This window comes from Alphaproteobacteria bacterium (assembly GCA_002869105.1).
Taxonomy (GTDB): Bacteria; Pseudomonadota; Alphaproteobacteria; order UBA7879; family UBA7879; genus UBA7879.
Genome location: PKTP01000004.1, coordinates 39,727 through 57,745, shown reverse-complemented (window position 1 = coordinate 57,745; position 18,019 = coordinate 39,727). Strand labels below are relative to the sequence as shown.

Annotated in this window: 17 protein-coding genes; all 17 read right to left on the bottom strand. The window is 42.5% G+C overall.

Annotated elements, in window-relative coordinates; all coding sequences use genetic code 11:
* Window positions 1-795: a hypothetical protein gene (locus C0582_02170; protein PLX30017.1), complete on the bottom strand. Its 795-nt coding sequence runs from the start codon at window positions 793-795 to the stop codon at window positions 1-3.
* Window positions 782-1,702 carry a UDP-N-acetylenolpyruvoylglucosamine reductase gene (locus C0582_02165; GenBank protein ID PLX30016.1) on the bottom strand — a complete coding sequence of 307 codons (921 nt, stop codon included), beginning with the start codon at window positions 1,700-1,702 and terminating at the stop codon, window positions 782-784. Before C0582_02165 ends, C0582_02170 begins: the two co-directional genes overlap by 14 nt.
* A complete protein-coding gene (locus tag C0582_02160) occupies window positions 1,699-3,105 on the bottom strand; it encodes a UDP-N-acetylmuramate--L-alanine ligase (protein ID PLX30015.1) in 1,407 nt (468 codons plus the stop codon). Before C0582_02160 ends, C0582_02165 begins: the two co-directional genes overlap by 4 nt.
* Window positions 3,098-4,234, bottom strand: a complete 1,137-nt coding sequence (locus C0582_02155) for a UDP-N-acetylglucosamine--N-acetylmuramyl-(pentapeptide) pyrophosphoryl-undecaprenol N-acetylglucosamine transferase (protein PLX30014.1) — start codon at window positions 4,232-4,234, stop codon at window positions 3,098-3,100. The genes C0582_02160 and C0582_02155 overlap by 8 nt, the downstream gene beginning before the upstream one ends.
* Window positions 4,231-5,352 carry a cell division protein FtsW gene (locus C0582_02150; GenBank protein PLX30013.1) on the bottom strand — a complete coding sequence of 374 codons (1,122 nt, stop codon included), beginning with the start codon at window positions 5,350-5,352 and terminating at the stop codon, window positions 4,231-4,233. Before C0582_02150 ends, C0582_02155 begins: the two co-directional genes overlap by 4 nt.
* A complete protein-coding gene (gene murD / locus C0582_02145; protein ID PLX30012.1) occupies window positions 5,349-6,671 on the bottom strand; it encodes a UDP-N-acetylmuramoyl-L-alanine--D-glutamate ligase in 1,323 nt (440 codons plus the stop codon). Before murD ends, C0582_02150 begins: the two co-directional genes overlap by 4 nt.
* Entirely contained in the window at window positions 6,668-7,762 is a 1,095-nt protein-coding gene (locus tag C0582_02140) for a phospho-N-acetylmuramoyl-pentapeptide-transferase (protein ID PLX30011.1), read from the bottom strand. The genes murD and C0582_02140 overlap by 4 nt, the downstream gene beginning before the upstream one ends.
* 3 nt (window positions 7,763-7,765) lie before the next feature.
* A complete protein-coding gene (locus C0582_02135; protein PLX30010.1) occupies window positions 7,766-9,145 on the bottom strand; it encodes a hypothetical protein in 1,380 nt (459 codons plus the stop codon).
* Window positions 9,142-10,653, bottom strand: coding sequence for a UDP-N-acetylmuramoyl-L-alanyl-D-glutamate--2,6-diaminopimelate ligase (locus C0582_02130; protein ID PLX30009.1), 1,512 nt, complete (start codon window positions 10,651-10,653; stop codon window positions 9,142-9,144). Before C0582_02130 ends, C0582_02135 begins: the two co-directional genes overlap by 4 nt.
* Window positions 10,625-12,319, bottom strand: a complete 1,695-nt coding sequence (locus C0582_02125) for a penicillin-binding protein (GenBank protein ID PLX30008.1) — start codon at window positions 12,317-12,319, stop codon at window positions 10,625-10,627. The genes C0582_02130 and C0582_02125 overlap by 29 nt, the downstream gene beginning before the upstream one ends.
* Window positions 12,320-12,670, bottom strand: a complete 351-nt coding sequence (locus C0582_02120; GenBank protein PLX30007.1) for a hypothetical protein — start codon at window positions 12,668-12,670, stop codon at window positions 12,320-12,322.
* Complete coding sequence (locus C0582_02115) at window positions 12,667-13,620, bottom strand: 16S rRNA (cytosine(1402)-N(4))-methyltransferase (GenBank protein PLX30057.1); 954 nt, start codon at window positions 13,618-13,620, stop codon at window positions 12,667-12,669. The genes C0582_02120 and C0582_02115 overlap by 4 nt, the downstream gene beginning before the upstream one ends.
* Window positions 13,621-13,667: 47 nt before the next feature.
* Window positions 13,668-14,126 (bottom strand): transcriptional regulator MraZ, encoded by a 459-nt coding sequence (locus C0582_02110; protein ID PLX30056.1) that lies wholly within the window; start codon window positions 14,124-14,126, stop codon window positions 13,668-13,670.
* Window positions 14,127-14,807: 681 nt separating this feature from the next.
* Entirely contained in the window at window positions 14,808-15,254 is a 447-nt protein-coding gene (locus C0582_02105) for a hypothetical protein (protein ID PLX30006.1), read from the bottom strand.
* A gap of 91 nt (window positions 15,255-15,345) precedes the next feature.
* Window positions 15,346-16,443, bottom strand: coding sequence for a hypothetical protein (locus C0582_02100; protein ID PLX30005.1), 1,098 nt, complete (start codon window positions 16,441-16,443; stop codon window positions 15,346-15,348).
* Between the two features lie 93 nt (window positions 16,444-16,536).
* On the bottom strand, window positions 16,537-17,175 hold the full coding sequence (locus C0582_02095; protein ID PLX30004.1) for a hypothetical protein: 639 nt from the start codon (window positions 17,173-17,175) through the stop codon (window positions 16,537-16,539).
* A 69-nt stretch (window positions 17,176-17,244) separates the two neighbouring features.
* Complete coding sequence (locus C0582_02090; GenBank protein ID PLX30003.1) at window positions 17,245-18,015, bottom strand: hypothetical protein; 771 nt, start codon at window positions 18,013-18,015, stop codon at window positions 17,245-17,247.
* Window positions 18,016-18,019: the final 4 nt, after the last annotated feature.

Here is an 18,019-nt window from a genome sequence, read left to right as displayed (position 1 = left end):
TTATTTTTTCACAATGACTTTATCTTTTAAGCGTAGGTCGATGTGCTTAAAACGTTCAGTCGCCTTATGCTTTTTTTCATACTTTTGTAGCCTCTCCAGCGCACTGACATAATTTTTTTCAGGGAGGTCTATCCGTGTTTTCAGGTTGTTTTTCAAAAAGATAGTCCATCTTCTCTTGCCAACAAATTGTGCATAGTGGAAGTTTTTCCACACTTTAGGGTATTTTTCTAACGTGACTAAAAAAGGCTTGGCTTGTGCTAAAGCGCCCACGCCAACGACCTTAGGTAGCCCCGCATAATGATCTGGATTTTCGATTCGTATTTCTTTTCCGTCGCTTGAGATAAGGGAGACTTTTTGACCTGCCTGCCATAAAGCAAACGGTACATGTTCTTTGAGTCGAATCAAAATGGTATCAGGCAAATGGCGCTCAACCCCTGCTTCATGAACCCAAGGAAGTGACTGAATGCGATCATGCACCTCGGACAAGGGCAAAGATAAAATTGGTCTTTTAAGATGAATTTTTGCCGTTTTTAGCAGATGGTTTTTATCCGTCTTTTGCCGGCCGTCCACCAACACCTCTTCCACCACAAACCCTGTCTGTCTTTGTAGCTTGTTCATAAAAACGTCAAGCTGATGTCCCCAAGCATCCAACTTACGCCAAATAAATGCCAGCGTTGCCAAAACCAAGCAGCCTATAACAAGATAAAGCCAAAACTTTTTTGACAGCCTTTTGGGCAAAGATCGTTTAGGCCGTGTGTTATTTTGGTGATGAATGCGCATATTACCTTGAACCATTCTCCTGTTTTGGTGCCATCATGCCGATTCGCTTGATTTCCCATTCTAACAAAATTTGTGTTCGATCAAAAACCTGACGCCGCACCTCTTCCGCTAGGGTTTCAATTTCATAGGCTGTTGCTCCCCCTGTATTCAGCAGGAAATTACAATGCTTCTCTGAAACTTGCGCTTTGCCAAAACGAAGGCCGCGACATCCCGCTTCATCAATCAGTTTCCAAGCACTCTGTCCAGGGGGGTTTTTAAAGGTGCTGCCCCCCGTTTGCCCTTTAACAGGCTGTGATGAGACACGCATCTTTTGAATATGGGCGATCTCTTCTAGGGACGTTTCCTTAGATCCCTGACGTGCTTTAAATGTGGCTTCCAAAACAATTTCATCGGGCTCAATCGTACTCTTGCGATATTCAAAACCTAAGTCCAGGCCTTTTTTTTCTTGAATGATACCTTGGCGGTTCAGGGTCACACAGCTCACCAATATATCCTTAACCTCATGCCCGTAAGCACCTGCATTCATCTTAACAGCGCCGCCTATTGTTCCAGGAATGCCTGATAAGAATTCAAGCCCCGTTAAGCCTCGTTCTGCCGCCATCAAAGCAACTGTCCGGTCTAACGCACCAGCTCCTACGCGGACAGTACATCCCTCAAACTCAACCGCTGTAAAGGCACGGCCCAGTCGAATAACAACACCACTAAGCCCCCCATCCCGAATCAATAAATTTGATCCACCGCCCAGTGGGAATAAGGGGATATCTCTGGGACAGGCAGAGACAAATGCTTGAAGAGACTCTCGATCTTGAGCCTTGAAGATTACTTGCGCTTGTCCACCCACCTGAAACCAAACCATAGATGCCAGGGGGGTGTTAAAGCGACATCCCGATTTAAAAGCATCAAAAAATGGATTCAAGATCATTTTCTCTCCAAATACTCTTGAAAAAGAGGGGGGACTTCATACGCCCACTTGGTCACGTCGCCAGCCCCTAAAAATAAAACCATCGATCCTTCTTCTAAAGAGAGTCGACCCAAGTCAGCTGTCAAGCCAGCCCTTGACTCAACCAAGCGACAAGAAGCCTGACCCTTTGATCGATATGATTCTAGAAAGTCATGATGATCTTTTTGCGACCCTTTCTCTTCACCCGCTGCATAGACAGGTAAAACAAACAAAAAATCACACCCACGCGTGGAGTGGATAAAATCCTCGAAAAAGGCATTGAGTCGGCTATATCGATGAGGCTGAAAAACGACGATCAATTTTCCCGAGACCAAAGGTCGTGCTGTTTCCAACACCGCCTGGATCTCAACCGGGTGATGAGCATAATCATCAATAAACTGAATACCATTTACCTCTCCCGCCAAACTAAATCGGCGGCGCACGCCTTTAAAGTGACTCAGTTGGCCCCTAATGCTCTCGGGTGAAATGCGCAACTTAAGCGCCACAACAATGGCTGCCAAAGCATTCAAAGCATTATGGCGGCCGTGAAGAGGAACAAAAACATCCATCATTTCTGAATTAGACTTTGTGGCTCTCACATTAAACACAGTTCCCTCAGCAGACGAACGTAGGTTGTAAACCTGATAATCAGCTCCCTCGTCAAACCCATAAGTCACGACACGCGTATCAACCGTTTCTTCGGCCAACCGTCGAACCACAGGATGGTCAAAGCACAAAACGGCAAAACCATAAAAAGCCACCCCTTCAATAAAGTGTCGAAAATGCTCAATAACAGCGTCAAAACTTCCATAAAATTCCAGATGTTCAGCATCAATATTTGTCACCACACCTACAGTTGCTGGCACCCTGACAAAGGTTCCATCCGACTCATCAGCCTCAACAACCATCCAAGAACCCGAGCCAATTTGGACGTTGGAGCCATCGGTATTCGCAACACCGCCATTAATCACCGTTGGGTGAATATCTTTCAGAACGTGTCCAATTAAAGATGTTGTTGTTGTCTTACCGTGACTACCTGAAATCGCAACAGTATGGTAAAACCGCATCAGCTCCGAGAGCATCTCCGCACGCTTTAAAAGGGGGATACCCCGTTCTTTTCCAGCAATGAGTTCAGGATTGTTTTGATTCACGGCACTCGAGTAAACAATCACTTCTATATCCGAAGTAATGTTTCTTTGATCATGGCCAATAAAAACGTGAATGCCTTTTTCTTCAAGCCGATCAATATTCGTACTTTGGTGTTGATCACTCCCTTGAACCTGATACCCCATATGAGAGAGCACCTTTGCAATACCGCTCATGCCAATACCACCAATCCCAATGATATGAATTTTTCCAATGGTCAGGGGTGAAATATTAAGCATTTCCGATGATATCCTTTTTTCTCAAAACCTCAGAAATAGCGGCAGTCAATTTCTCAGCGGCATTCACCTGTCTCTTTCTCGTGGCATTTTGATGCATACGCTCAAGTAAGTGTGGGTATAAAAGCAATGAAACCATAGCTTTTGCCACCTTCTCTCCAGATAGCTCGTGTTGCTCCAATAATAGGCCCGCACCCATTTTTTGATAAGCTTGGGCATTTTCATATTGATGATTGTCTTTAGATGATTTTAAAGGAATGACAACTGCAGGGCGTCCAAGAGTGAGCAATTCAAAAAGGGTACTTGAACCACTGCGCGCGACAACCAAATGTGCTTGAGAAAGACATTGAGGGATGTCTTGAAAATAAGGCGCCAGGTCTGCTTGGATATCGTGATCTTTATATAGCGCCTCAACAGCCTTCAGGTTTTCCGCACGCACTTGTTGCGTAACACTTAGGCATCGACGAATTTCAGCAGGAAGAAGCGTCAGCCCCATAGAAATCACCTGATCAAAAAAGGCAGATCCTTGACTCCCCGCTGTAATAAATAGAGATATTTTTTCACCATCTTTGGGCGTTTTATAAGGCACTGAGATCAGATCATCAAAATCTTTTCGCACCGGATTGCCAACAAACAATTCTTTATGCTGATCCTTGGGTGGAATCCGCCCTGTCCCAGGAAATGAAACCGCCACAAAAAGAGATGAACGTGCTGCAAATCGATTCACCTGCCCCAACACAGCGTTCTGTTCATGAACAACCAAAGGCATTCCTCTAATCATTGCCAACAATACCGCTGGAAAGGATGCATATCCGCCAAAGCCAATGATTAAATCAGGCTTAAATTTTCTCAAGGCTTGATGAGCGCTATAAGTTCCTTTTAAAAGTTGCCAGGCAAACATAAGCTTTCCGACAAATCCAGGCTTGCGTCTTTTGATGGCCATTTCATAGGTTTGAACATCTAAGACACCCTCAATCAAATGGGCTGTTCTTGTGTCATGAATCAACCCAACTTGATAACCTTGATTAATCAACGCCTTAGCCAAAGCAAGACTCGGCGACACATGACCGCCCGATCCCCCTGTTGCCAGCAGTATCCGTTTATTCACAGGTGATAGTGAGTTATTTGTCATTGATCAGCGCGCCTCTGCCGAGTCAAGCATAACAAAATCCCCATCCCAATTGAAACCCCTAACAACGAAGAGCCACCATAACTAATGAACGGCAGCGTCATCCCTTTTGTTGGGATCAAACTTAATGTTGAAGAGATATTTACAATCATCTGTATTGCATATTGCATAATAATGCCGACCAAGGCCAGTTGACGGAATTTGCTGTCGTCTTTTAGATAACAAAAAAATGCCTTAGTAAAAATAAAAATAAATAAAAGAAGGATAACTATTCCAATAATCACACCAAATTCTTCAATGGCAACGGCAAAAATAAAGTCAGCATGTGCATCTGGTAAGAACATTTTAAAATGCCCCTCGCCAGGACCGGTGCCAAAAAAGCCTCCATTCTTAATACACTGCAGTGACTGTTGAATTTGATAGAGATCTGCTTGCTGTGAAAGCCCAAGAAAACGATCTATCCGGCTAGCAACATGGTCAAAAATGGTATAGATGATTACAACAGAAGTCAAAGCCCCCACAGCAATAACGGCAACCCAGATTAAAGGCAGACCTGAAATAAAAATTTGCACACACCAAACGGCCGCAATCACAAAGCTCATACCAAAGTCAGGCTGGAGCATAATGAAAAAAACAATTAAAATCGTGAGCAGCGCTGAAAAAGCCCACGTTCGAAATTGATCTTGAAACCAGTTTTTTGACAAAATCCAAGCAGTCACGATGCCATAAAAAGGCTTTAAAATTTCGGTCACCTGCAAGGAAAAAAAGGAAACATGGATCCATCTAACGGCTCCTTTAATTTCTTTACCGATAAAAGGGGTCATGACCAATAAAACAAACGCAGCCAAGAATCCAACCCAACACATCAAGCGCATGGCGCGCACCGACAGCATCGAAAAAAATATCATCAAGAGTATAGACGGCAAAACATAAGCCAAGTGCCGATAAACAAAAAAGTATGGGTCCGCCCCAATTCGTTTGGCGACCACAGGGCTGGCAGAAAAGCCTAAAAAAATACCAATCGCCATCAAGGCTAAAGCCGAAGCTAAGAGGCTTCGATCCACAGTCCACCACCATTGGCTGACCATACTTTTATCTGTTCTTGAAAAAACCACACTCATTTTTTATCTCTATTTATATCAAGCGCTTGAACGATTTGGGCAAACATATTTCCGCGCTCTTCAAAGTTTTTAAATTGATCAAATGAACTGCAACACGGAGATAAAAGCACAACACCCACCCCGGCTTGCATCGCATCAAAAGCAGCAGATGACACAGCTGCAAGTAGATCTGGGTAGCGCTCAACCGACTGATTGAGCTGTTGACCAAATTTATAAAAAATATCCGCGTTTTGGCCATAACAGTACATCTTAACGATACGATCTTTATACGGCTTAAAAATCTCTAAGTCAGCAACACTTTCCTTAAAAATACCCCCTACAATCCAATAGATGGCCTCAAAAGACGATACAGCTGCTAAAGCAGAGGCGCAATTGGTTGCCTTGCTATCGTTGATAAACACAACGTTTTGATGCTGTTTCACCACCTGTTGTCGATGGGGTAAATCAGAAAACGTTTTCAGCGCGGCTCCAAAATCTTTAACGGACATTTGAAACAAAGCATTCAATGCCAAATAGGCGCAAAGAGCATTTTCAAATCTTTTCGGTGCTTGATACTGGCCTAGGTTTGCAGCTATTAGCTCTGCTGCTAATTCCTTTTGCTGTTCCTCAAAATCACATCGATGCTGAACTGAGTTGTTGAGCGGCAGATCCCTCGGCAAAGAATCCTCACCATATAAAGAAAAACAGCCTGGCTTACCCAAATCATATATTTTTAACTTGGCCAACGCATAGGCCTCAAATGACCCATGATGATCTAAATGATCTGGTTTAATATTAATAATCAAGGCGGCGTCCAAAGATTTTTCATGCATCAACGCCAGCTGAAAGGAGGAAAGCTCCATCACGTACACATCGCTTTCAGGCAGGTCAAAGGCCGGCCGGCCAATATTTCCACCTGCTGCAACAGAGAAACCTTGCTCTTTTAAGACATGCTCCAAAAGAGAAACGACTGTTGATTTACCATTGGTTCCTGTCACACCCATAATGATTTTGTGGCTATTTAAGCGCAAAAACAAATCAACATCACACCCAATATAGGCTCCTGCTTGCCGAGCATTATGATAGACCGTATTTTCAACTGGGAAAGTGGTGCGTATTCCTGGTGAAATCAACAATCCATCACTTGGCTTAAAAGTATGGTGGTGCAGGTCCCTAAGTTGCGCGTTTGGAAACGATGCCATAAATTGCTCTCGCGCTGCCAAATGATCATCCCAAGCAACATAGGCGATGTTATTTTTTTCAAAATAAGCTGCGCAAGCTCGGTTAGATTTACCAAGACCATAGAGAAAAAAACAATCTGACTCAAAAGAAGCAATCATCTGATTTTAAGAGAGGAAAGCGCAATAACAGCCAAGATGATGGAAATAATCCAAAACCGAATCACAATTGTTGGCTCAGCCCACCCTTTTTTCTCAAAATGATGGTGAAGTGGCGCCATCAAAAAAATCCTTTTTCCACCAGTCACCTTATAGTAGGCAACTTGAATCATCACAGACAAAGCCTCTGCGACAAACAGCCCGCCTGCTATTGCTAAAATAAATTCTTGTTTGACAATCACACTCGTCACCCCAAAAGCACCCCCCAAAGCCAGAGAGCCTGTATCGCCCATGAACACCTGAGCTGGCGGAGCATTAAACCAAAGAAAACCTAAACCTGCGCCAACAAGCGCCCCAAAAAAGACGGCCAGTTCCCCCGCACCTTCGATATTAGGCAAGTACAGATAAGAGGAAAAAACAGCGTTTCCAGCAACATAGGAAAAGATAGCAAAAACCAGCCCCACAAATATAACCGGTCCGATGGCAAGACCATCTAATCCGTCCGTCAAGTTCACCGCATTAGAACTTCCAATGATCACCACAAACGCAAATAGATAGAAAAATACCCCTAGATCAATCACAAGATTCTTCAGATAGGGTAAGTATATTTTCGTCTCAGTGTGACTCGTGGAATAGAGGTGCAAAAGGAGCAGCGCTGTTAAGGCCACCAAAATTTGAATACTCATTTTCATCCGAAATGATACCCCCTTCGTATTTTGTCGCGTCACTTTCAGATAGTCATCCCAAAAGCCAAGCAACCCATATGCAACCGTCACAAAAAGCACTGTCCAAAAATAGAAGTTTGTTAAATCAACCCATAAAACACTGCCAACAACCAAGCTTATCAAAATAAGAATACCCCCCATGGTGGGAGTTCCCTGTTTTGCAACAATGTGGGATAGGGGGCCATCATCCCGGATCGGTTGGCCTTTTTTTTGTTTTTTCTTTAAAAAAGAAATAAATCGAGATCCAAAAATCAGGGCAAAGAATAAAGATGTAATAAAGGCGCCACCTGCTCTAAACGTGATATATTTAAAGATATTAAATCCAGAAACAACATCCGCAGAATGTTGGTAGAAAAGATTATAAAACATAGATTATTTTTCCATTGTTAACAGAGACAGTAAAGCACGCATATTAGTGCCATTGGATGCTTTAACAAGAACCATATCGCCCTCTTTGAGAAACGATAAAAGTGGCTCATGGAGTTCAACACTTGTCGGGCACCAATGACCTTGTTTTTCTTGAGGCAAATTTCTAAATAATTTTTCGGACATCACGCCGCAACAAAACACCCCCTCAATGTCTGAGTTGATAATTTCTGGGACTAACTTCATATGCCACTCTTGAGCATCTTTGCCTAACTCAAGCATATCTCCAAAAACAAAAAGTTTGCGCCCCCTGCTTTTCAAACTCTTTAATCGGCGCAGCGCTGCTTGGGTAGAAGTGAAACTGGCATTATAGCTGTCATCAATAAGATCAATGGCTATTATTTCTTTTTTTGTGATTTTTACTTCTTTCACATCCCCGCGTCCTTGCGGTAAATGAAACGCTCGTAAGTTTTGAACACCCGCGTTTATCTTCAGGCCTAAAGCATGCACAACACTCACTGCTGCCAAAGCATTGCTATATAGATGATCGCCGATTTCCTTCAATTCTATCTGGACTTCTTGACCCCCGACTCGAATCCATTTAGAGCCATCTTCTCTTTCCTGCAAATAGACATCTGCTCTAGAATTTTGACGGGAAAAGCCTACCCGATGATTAAGCCTTTGAATCAGGGGCGCAATGAGACGCAAGCAAGGCATATCAAAATTGTAAACAGCAACGCCTTTTGCCGAAAGCCCTTGAAAAATCTGGGCCTTTTCATAGGCAATACCTTCGATAGATTCAAAAGCTTCAATATGGTTTTCAGCAACTGTTACTAATAGCGCAACGTTTGGCCGTATTAATTGAACAATCGAATCAATCTCCCCAGGCTTATTCATACCCACTTCAAGAACAGCAAAGTTTGCGCCCAGAGGACAACGACAAAGATCAATCGAAACACCAATCAGTGTATTATAATTTTGCTGGCTGGTAAAAACCGATCCATAAGCTTCGAGTGCTTTGGCAATCATCATTCGGATTGTGGTTTTACCCACACTACCAGTCAAGGCAATAAAACGTGTGTTTTTAAGTTCAGCGCGACGCCATTTCGCCATGTCGATCAGCGCTTTCAAGCTGTCTTTTACAATAATTTGAGGATGATGTGACGCCAGGTTTTCTTGGAATTCTTCAACAATAACTGCAGCAGCCCCCCGCTCAAAGGCCGTTGAAATAAAAGAGTGTCCATCAGACTTTTCCCCTTTTAGAGCAATATAAATGCTGCCTTTTTGAACATGATCGGTGTGAATTGCAACATCATGCGCAACAAAGTCATGCCCACGTAATCGTCCATGTGTTGCACTTAAGATATCAGCCTGATCCCATTTCATTTGTTAACTTCCTCCAACACACTTTGAACAGCTATAACATCGCTAAAGGGCAAAACCTGATTCCCCCGAATTTGGCCTGTTTCGTGCCCTTTACCTGCAATAACCAACACGTCTCCAGGGTTGAGATCCATGATCGCTTGACGAATCGCTAAATGACGATCCCCTATTTCATGCGCCTTTGGGCAATACCTTTTGATCGCTTTTCGAATCTTTTCAGGATCTTCAAACCTTGGATTATCATCTGTAATTATAACATAATCTGCAGCGTTTTCTGCAATTTCTCCCATCAATTTTCTTTTTGTTGAATCACGGTTGCCTCCACACCCAAAGACAACGCATATACGTTGATCGGTTTGATGCCGAACAGCTTTCAGCACCGCCTCCAATGAATCTGGGGTATGTGCAAAGTCAACGTAGATATTTGCGCCATTGTAGGATCCTGCTTTCTCCAATCGACCAGGAACAGGCTTAAGATGTTTCGCCAATTTAATCAATGCTTCAAGTTTCTCATGCCGCTCATCTGGCGAAAATCCTGCAATGATGACTCCTATTGCACAAACAACATTGTAGCCCTGGAACCATCCCATCAACGGCAACTCTATTTGATACTGTCTTCCAAAAAATCGAACAAAGAGGCGTTGCAGATTATCCACAAACTCAATTTTTTCGATACAAAGATCTTGACCATTTCTCCCAAAAAGAACAATTCGCTGCTGCCCACATGCTGCTTTGATGGCTTTAATTTGGGCACAATCTGCATTCAGCACAGCATATCCCTGTTTTTTAGTATGCTTTTTAAAAAGCATGAGCTTGGCATCGAGGTAGTTTTTAAAATTTTTGTGATAGTCCAAATGCTCATGACTGATATTTGTAAAAGCAGAAATATCTACTTCAATCCCACAAAGCCTCTGCTGATCAAGCCCATGACTGGACGCCTCCATCGCAACATGAGTAACACCTTTTTCAACTAGCAGCGCAAACTCTTTCCGCAGCGCAAGTGCATCCATGGTTGTTAAACCATAAGAAAGCCTCTCTCCCTCAAACAGCGTTCCAATTGTCCCAAGTGAAGCAGCTTTAATCCCCAACAATGTCCATAACTGTCTGATAAAATCCACAACAGAACTTTTTCCATTGGTCCCTGTAACTGCCACCAAAGTCTTGGGTTTTTCTGGATAAAAAAGATCAGCAATGGTGCCCACTAATGCACGCGGATTTTTAACGCTAATGAACGTCACATTTTTATGAGAAGCCGAGAGTCGCTGACACACACCCTTGTCAGCAATTATAACAACGGCCCCTCTTTGAATGGCATCCTCAACAAAATCTTCCCCATTAAGCTCAGCGCCCGGAAGAGCCATAAAAACCGATCCAGCGGAAACCTCTCTTGAGTCTAAAAAAACATCTGTAAGAACCGCTGCAGTTTTAGAAGAGGCCGATGATAAAAAGCACTCATGATCTGAACCAAGAACGCTCTGTAAATCATCCAAGCGCACGGTTCTGTTGATCATATTCCACCTTTACATACATTGCTTTTTGAATCACCTCATCCTCTTCATCCACCGGCAGCACGCCTAAAATCGGCCCAGCCCTTTCAATAATCTGTGCTGCCACAGGTGCAGCCGTCCACCCTCCTGCGGAAAATCCATGGGTTTCTTTTGTTCCTTGTGGTGCATCCAGGGTAATTAACATGGCATATTTGGGCTTATTCATTGGGAAAATAGCAGTAACACTTGCTAAGTGTTTTTTCTTATCATAGGCACCGTTGATGATTTTATTTGCAGAGCCTGTCTTGCCACCCACCATATAACCATTGACCCTGGAGCGTCTGCTGGTTCCTTGCAGTGCTGCTTTATACATCAACTTTCTAATAGTTTTAGATGTTTTTTCAGAGAGCACATTCTGCTCAATCCTATTTGGATTTCCTTTAATCAAGCTTAAGTTAATCAGACGTCCCCCATTGACAACAGCAGCGAGTGCTCGCAGAAAATGGAGCGGCGTTGTGGCGACTCCATAGCCATAAGACGCTGTAAGCGCGCGGGACTCCGACCATTGGCCTGTCAGAACAGGCATTGCCACTTCACCATATTCAAATCCAACAAGTGGCTCAAATAGACCGAGCTTATGATAGGCTTCAGAGAGCTTTTCCTTGCCCATTTCCAAAAGTATCTTCATGGCACCAATGTTGGAGGAGTAAATAAAAATTTCAGGAACCGACAACCATCGATTTTTCCCTCGATAATCGCCCACACGAAATTTACCAATCTTAATAGCTTTTGTTGCATCAAAATGATCAGAGAGCTTAACAGCACCAGATTCAAAAGCAGCAACCGCAGTAAAAACCTTAAAGATGGATCCAAGTTCATAAATTCCCTGTGTTGCCATGTTGAACATTAATTTCTGAGACTCTTTGGTTACCCGATGCGGATCAAAGTCTGGCAGCGAAACCATCGCAATCACTTCACCTGTCTCAACGTCAACCATAACCGCTGTCCCACCCTGAGCTGAGAATTTATCAACAGCCTCCTTTAATGCATTGTGAACAATATTTTGCACGCGAATATCTACCGAAAGCCTCAACGGATCACCTGATCCAACAAGTTGATCATCAAAGAACCGCTCAACACCCGAGCGCCCCTGCATATCAATCGATGTGAATCCAAGGAGGTGGCTTGTTGTATTCCCGTGGATATAGGCGCGTTTTTCAGACTTTTCGATATAAACCCCAACAATGCCAAGCTGCAGAAATTTCTGCTGTTGGGCCGGTGTGATGTTTCTTTTTATCCAAACAAAGCTTTTATTGGACTTAAGCTTTTCTATAATTTTTTTTTTATCTAAATCTGGAAACACCGTTTTAATTTTTCGGGCCGCATCAACAGGGGATGTCACCTCTTTGGGGTTTGCATATAAAGATCCTGTCATCAAATTTGTTGCAAGGATAGATCCATTACGGTCAACAATATTTCTTCGAGAAGAAACCGTCTCCGCGTCACGCACAGCCGCATACTTTGACCCTTGATCTGTCTGCACCAATAAAAACAATCGGCCACAAATCAATAAAATCAAAGCAAGAACAAAGCCAGCAATGACATAAATACGGCTCGCATCATTCAAAAGAATATCATTCTGTGCCATGAAGCGATGATATGCAGTGGATTTTACATGAGCTGTTGTCAATTAAACAGGCCTTCCTTTTTTCTTACCTTTGTATGCAATGACCGTGTGAGGGCCCATGCTACGCGAATCTAAACTTTTCCATGAAGCTAATTGCATCACACGAACAGGCTTGTGTGGCAAAACTTTGTGACTTAATTTCTTAAGGTGGTCAGGTGAATCCAAATAAGACCACTCTGCCTTGAGCACGTGCATGGCTTGCATTATTTCAGCCACTTCTGTTTGCATCTGCGTGTGATCTGCTTTTAAAAAACGGACGTCATAACTCGTTTTGTAAAGAAACACGCCGATAAAAAAAATAGTCGTCAGGGAGACATAATTAATTATTCTAAGGTGGCGGTATTTCAAAATCATGTGGCCACCTCTCTCTCAAACACACCCCATCTCAATCGCGCTGAACGAGCCCGCGGATTAACAGAGATTTCGGCATCGTCCGCTATCAATCCCTTTCGATCTGGGGTTGTGAAAAACCACTCTGGCTTCTTTGTATTGACGTAAGGTTGGTTTCTATTCGGCTGCGATTGATGTTGTGGGTGCTCAGCAAAAAAACGCTTAACAAGTCGATCTTCCAAAGAATGAAAACTGACAACAACTAGCCTCCCCCCAGAATTGAGGCAATGCGGAACTTGCTTTAAAATCTGCTCAAGCTCTTCAAGCTCTTCATTAACGTAGATACGCAGCGCTTGAAACGTTCTTGTTGCTGGGTGAATGCGCCCTGCAATATGATCTGGAATAACCGTCCTGATTAAATCAGCTAATTCCATAGTTGTCTCAAATGGCTTTTGTGCCCGCTTTTCAACGATTTTTCGTGCAATAACACGTGATTTTTTCTCTTCCCCATAACGATAGAGAATGTCAGCGATTTTTTCTTGAGAATAAGTATTGACCACCTCAGCAGCAGTCAGCCCAACAAGGCTCATGCGCATATCAAGGGGACCATCTTTTTGAAAGGAAAAACCACGGTCTCTTTGATCAAGTTGTGGGGAAGACACTCCAAGATCCAGAACAATGCCATCGACCCTCTCTTTGTCAATCCCTCTTAAGATATCTCGGATCTGGCTAAAACATCCACGCACGAATTGAAAGCGAGCGCCATACTCCTTTTTCAACGCATCCGCCGCTGGTTGCGCCTCCGGGTCGCGATCAATGGCTATCACTTGGCATTTTTCTTGCTCTAGAAGAGCCCGGCTATACCCACCTCTCCCAAATGTACCATCCACGTAAACTGCATCTGCGCGGGGCGACATGGCATAAAGAACTTCTTTTATCATGACAGGGCTGTGCAAAGAAGGCTGTTGCTCCATCTCTGTCATGTGTGTTCTCCCCTTAAACTCGACCATGTCTTTATGCTCTAGTCTTTATTTTTTATTTTCAATGTCGCCCCACGCTGATGCAGTCTTTTTCTGGCTTGGTCTTGATGCGCCTTAAATGCCTCTGGTTGCCAAATTTGAAAAGTCGCCCCCCGTCCAACGAAAGCTGCGTAATCGGTGATGGTCGCAAACTCTCTAAAATCCTCTGGCAGCATAACCCGACCATCGGTATCAAAGCCGAGCTGTTGCGCGTCAGCAAAAAGTGTGGCCGTCATATCATCCTGGGCCTCAGAAAACAGATCCAGTTGATCATCCACCTGCTCACTCAAGAGATGCATGCGATTGATACCACCTCCTTCAAGAGCCGCTTGGCGATACGACTTAAACACAACAATTCCATGAAAGCTTTGCTCAGTAAGCGATGCACGGAAAGAGGCGGGCACAGAGACGCGTCCTTTACGATCAACCTTATTGATAAAAGTCGATATAAATAGCGACACCATAGACCTCTGTATTTAATTTATTAGCACAATTCATGGTATATCATGGTTCTATATGGGAAACAATGGGATATTTACCTGAAAAAAGCACAAAACAAGTATTCATTTCTTAAAAATTAAGAAAAAAGAGCTATTTACTAACTAAATAAATTTTAGGAAAAAATCTTTGGTCAAGGTTAAAGCCTTAAACAGAATCAGAAAAAATTAAACTGAACCCTCTGCATAAGAGAGGCTGGCCTAGATAAATATCCTATATTTATCTAGGCCAGCCCCATAAATTTTTTTTAAAATTACCATCAAATAATCCTTTAGCTATACTCAGATCGTAAGGTTTTTATACCATTATGAAAGCTCTTGAAGAAAATGGACATGTGAAATCGCTTGGATTCGGGGCCTTTTGTAATAAACATCATCCCACCGTGTTGGATGCGACTCACGCCCTGATGATAAGATTCAAGTGGCAGCGAGATACATTCCATTTTTCAATGGCCGGTAGGTAAGGTATTTAACGCCTACCTGAAACTTACAACAGCTTTGAGCGGCGTTCTGCAAGCATTCTATTGCGTTGGTGGTGAGATTTTGATGGCCACATCTGCCTGGCTATATATAATACACAGATGTTATACCCTTCTTTGATGCGCGACTGCCCAGCTTTTCAAGCTTTCTTAGCTAGCTGTATATCTAAATTTCTTGCATTCTCTCAAGCCAACAAGACTCTCTCTGAAAAGTGTCGAAAACCTTTTCCATTGCGCTTCTAAACGTGTTTGCAGAAGGCTCTTTGACTGACCGATCCAAAGCGTTACAGAGATGCAAAAGAGTTACATGGTCTAAGACATATTTTTTGAAATCCTCCTGCTTGAAATGGGGACGCGTCGAGAAAAATAGGCTAGCCGTCACTTGGGATGATTCTAATGTTAATTTTTTCATATCATAGTCCCCCTCAACGTCCTGCTCAATGTAAAAAGCTGTTTTTCCCCTTTCTTGAACAAACTTTTCTGCTTCTGAAAGCGAGGCTGCCACAAAGGCAGAAAGTTCAATTTCATCTGAGCTTTCGCTGGTAAAGTAAAAGTAACCATTCTTTTTTTGTTCTCTTATTTCCTGTATTTTTTTGCTCTCTTTTTCTAGCACATCGTAAACGATTTCTTTACCTAGCAGAAGGGCTTCAGAGAAAATTTCTAATACAATATTTCTATTTAAAAAATTCGTTTGGACTTGGTGTTTATGATACTCTTTGGAAGGTAGTGTCGTGGGCTGCCCAATACATTAAGCACAGCCCTTCACAGTGTGCCTCAAGACACTTTTTCGGGCCATTTTTACCTAAAAAATCATCTATGATTTTCTCGGGCAAGTATTGGCTAGGGAAATGTGAAAAGTCATCTAAAAAGCCTTCATGAGTAAAGAAAAAAGCGCCGATAAGAGCTTGTTGTATATTTTTTTGGCTGAGTGCAGCGGGTGTCAGTGTTTCTACCCAGCCTGACAAGGCTTCTGCGCCTTTTGCAAGAGAGCGCCCTTTACCAAAGATCAATTCAAAAGCATAAAAATGACTGATATCGTGATTCATAATCTCAGAAACACCAACAAATCGACCTGCATGTACTTGTATTGAGGGATCATAGGGCGTTAGGACAACAGGCGCCCCTCCTTTTGCGTACGCCCTTAATAAAGGCAAAATTCCCAGTTTTGCTTTTTTTGGATCGGGGGAAAAAAGAAGCAAAGGCTTATAGGTGCCTTCATCAAAAGCAGCATGAAGTTGTTCTACTTCTGCGCTCTTGTCTTCCTCTTCACTGTATGAAAAGTTCAGTGTTAAATTGTTGAGAAAAGATTTTTCCAGCCTTTGTGCAGACTCAGCCGCCCAAGGTAGACAGTATAGTGTTGTTTGCTGGGACCAAACCGATAATCTCAAAGGCTTTTCAGACCCTAATTCAGCTAAATAGCCAAAATATGACCACACGATAGTGTTACTGAGAAGGCCCTCTTGGGAAAGAGAATTTATATGTTCAAGAGCCTGATCAATTAATTGATGTGGGGTTGGAGAGGATATCGATTTGACTGATTTTGCACACCCAGTCGGAAATTGCGGGTGCTCCTCTTGTTCTTGTGTTGGGGGAAGGGTTGATTTGATGATTTTTGTGTATTCAACCAAGGTTTGGGATCGCTCTTCTTGTGTTTGAGACAAAAAATCTTCCGCTTTTTCAAATAATTTTTCCCCGGCGTTGACCCAATGGGGCACTCTGCTTTCAGGGACAACATCTGGATTCATTGCAATGATAGAAAGCGAAAATGTTATTAGGAAAAGAGTAATCCATTGTTTATTCATGAATAACCTTATTAAATTTATATTAATTTTTTATAGTGTTCTAGCTACATTAGTCAATTGAATTGTGCGTTGCATTTCATCTTTGAATTTACCTTAATAAGAAACACCTTCTTTAAAGCCACTTTGACCATGATTGAGTTTCATCTTATAAGGGACACCAATGCTTGATTGCTCCATCATAAATCCAATAATCATGTGGCGTGTTCCTCGGGATATTTCAGCCACTTCATGCCTGTAGCGGGCATCCAATACCAAAAGGTGGTTTTTTTCAATTTTGTAGGGCATCAATCCTTTTTCTGGATGATGCACAACAAGTTCACCGCCGTCATAGTCACTTTCTAGCCCCAATATAAAAGTATATTTAACATAGGGTTGCGCATCCTGGTCAACGTGGGCAGCAATATAATCCCCCCCAATATAATAGTGCGCCTGAAGGCGCTCGATATAAGGACTGTCCATACCCGTTACCTGGCCCATGAAAGCTAAGAAACCGTCTCCAAACAACTCTTTTGTAGCAGCGCAAGTATAGTCAGAGCTAACAGGAGTTTTGGGCTTGTAATTGTATACCGAAACCTTGGTATCAATTGTGCTGTTGTTAACGCGTTTGTATTTTGGCTCTTCAAAATCAAACAGCAATTGGATTTTTTCTAACGCTTCATACGAGAAGAAATGGTCGTCTGGCCCTATAAGGATAGCACCCTCATTTGCAATAATTTTTTTGAAGCCCATCATAAGTAATTCTATAGTTTTTGCAAATATATGGATCGCTTTTTAAAAAATCAATATTTAATTAATAATTAATTAATTGAATAGTTTTCTTAGTGGGCCAATAATTGAATTCATTTTTTCTGGATCAATTAATGCCCGATTATACATCCAATACAAGGTATGGCCATTTCCTTCATGTTGTGGCAAAACATGCGTCAGTTTGCTTTTCGAAAACCTTAAAACATGACTTGCAAAAGAGCCAACACCAGCTCCTTGCTCAATCATAGATATCACTGAAAACGTTGAATTTGTTATGATATTAAGCGGTATAATTTGTGGTTGATTGAGGCGTGTAAACCAATTTAAATCAAGAACAGAATTTTGATGCCCTTGATAACCGACCAGTACATGCCTTCCCAAATCAGAAGCTTGCTCCAGGGGCGGCGCCTTTTTTAGGTAATCCTCTGATGCATACATAAAAAGCTTAAATCGCGTTAATACAAAACTTTCAATGTCTAGATTATGTCCAGCATGAAAATAGTTAAGCGCCATGTCAATTTCACCATTGGAAAAGTCTGGCAGCCCCTCAGAAAGCTTAATGCAGATAGAATAATCTGGGAAAGCCTGTAGAAGAATTTCAACAATATCAGCTCTATAGAGCCTTTCTGTTGTCAGCGTTTGTTGTACTGTTATTTTTTTTGGTAAAAATGACACCTTTTTTAATGAAAGATTTTTTTCATAAACATAGTCCTTGCATTCCTGCGCAAGCCGCCTACCCATCTCTGTTATCAACAAATTGTTGTGCAATCTCACAAAAAGAGGTGTGTTGATTTCCTTTTCCAAAAGATCAATTTGTGCCCGCAATCCA

Excerpts from the sequence above, each read along its gene's own strand:
- C0582_02100 (PLX30005.1), bottom strand. The coding sequence starts at position 16,443 with ATGAATAAACAATGGATTACTCTTTTCCTAATAACATTTTCGCTTTCT.
- C0582_02165 (PLX30016.1), bottom strand. The coding sequence starts at position 1,702 with ATGATCTTGAATCCATTTTTTGATGCTTTTAAATCGGGATGTCGCTTT.
- C0582_02120 (PLX30007.1), bottom strand. The coding sequence starts at position 12,670 with ATGATTTTGAAATACCGCCACCTTAGAATAATTAATTATGTCTCCCTG.
- C0582_02135 (PLX30010.1), bottom strand. The coding sequence starts at position 9,145 with ATGAAATGGGATCAGGCTGATATCTTAAGTGCAACACATGGACGATTA.
- C0582_02130 (PLX30009.1), bottom strand. The coding sequence starts at position 10,653 with ATGATCAACAGAACCGTGCGCTTGGATGATTTACAGAGCGTTCTTGGT.
- C0582_02150 (PLX30013.1), bottom strand. The coding sequence starts at position 5,352 with ATGAGTGTGGTTTTTTCAAGAACAGATAAAAGTATGGTCAGCCAATGG.
- C0582_02115 (PLX30057.1), bottom strand. The coding sequence starts at position 13,620 with ATGGAGCAACAGCCTTCTTTGCACAGCCCTGTCATGATAAAAGAAGTT.
- murD (PLX30012.1), bottom strand. The coding sequence starts at position 6,671 with ATGATTGCTTCTTTTGAGTCAGATTGTTTTTTTCTCTATGGTCTTGGT.
- C0582_02140 (PLX30011.1), bottom strand. The coding sequence starts at position 7,762 with ATGTTTTATAATCTTTTCTACCAACATTCTGCGGATGTTGTTTCTGGA.
- C0582_02160 (PLX30015.1), bottom strand. The coding sequence starts at position 3,105 with ATGCTTAATATTTCACCCCTGACCATTGGAAAAATTCATATCATTGGG.
- C0582_02155 (PLX30014.1), bottom strand. The coding sequence starts at position 4,234 with ATGACAAATAACTCACTATCACCTGTGAATAAACGGATACTGCTGGCA.
- C0582_02170 (PLX30017.1), bottom strand. The coding sequence starts at position 795 with ATGGTTCAAGGTAATATGCGCATTCATCACCAAAATAACACACGGCCT.
- C0582_02095 (PLX30004.1), bottom strand. The coding sequence starts at position 17,175 with ATGATGGGCTTCAAAAAAATTATTGCAAATGAGGGTGCTATCCTTATA.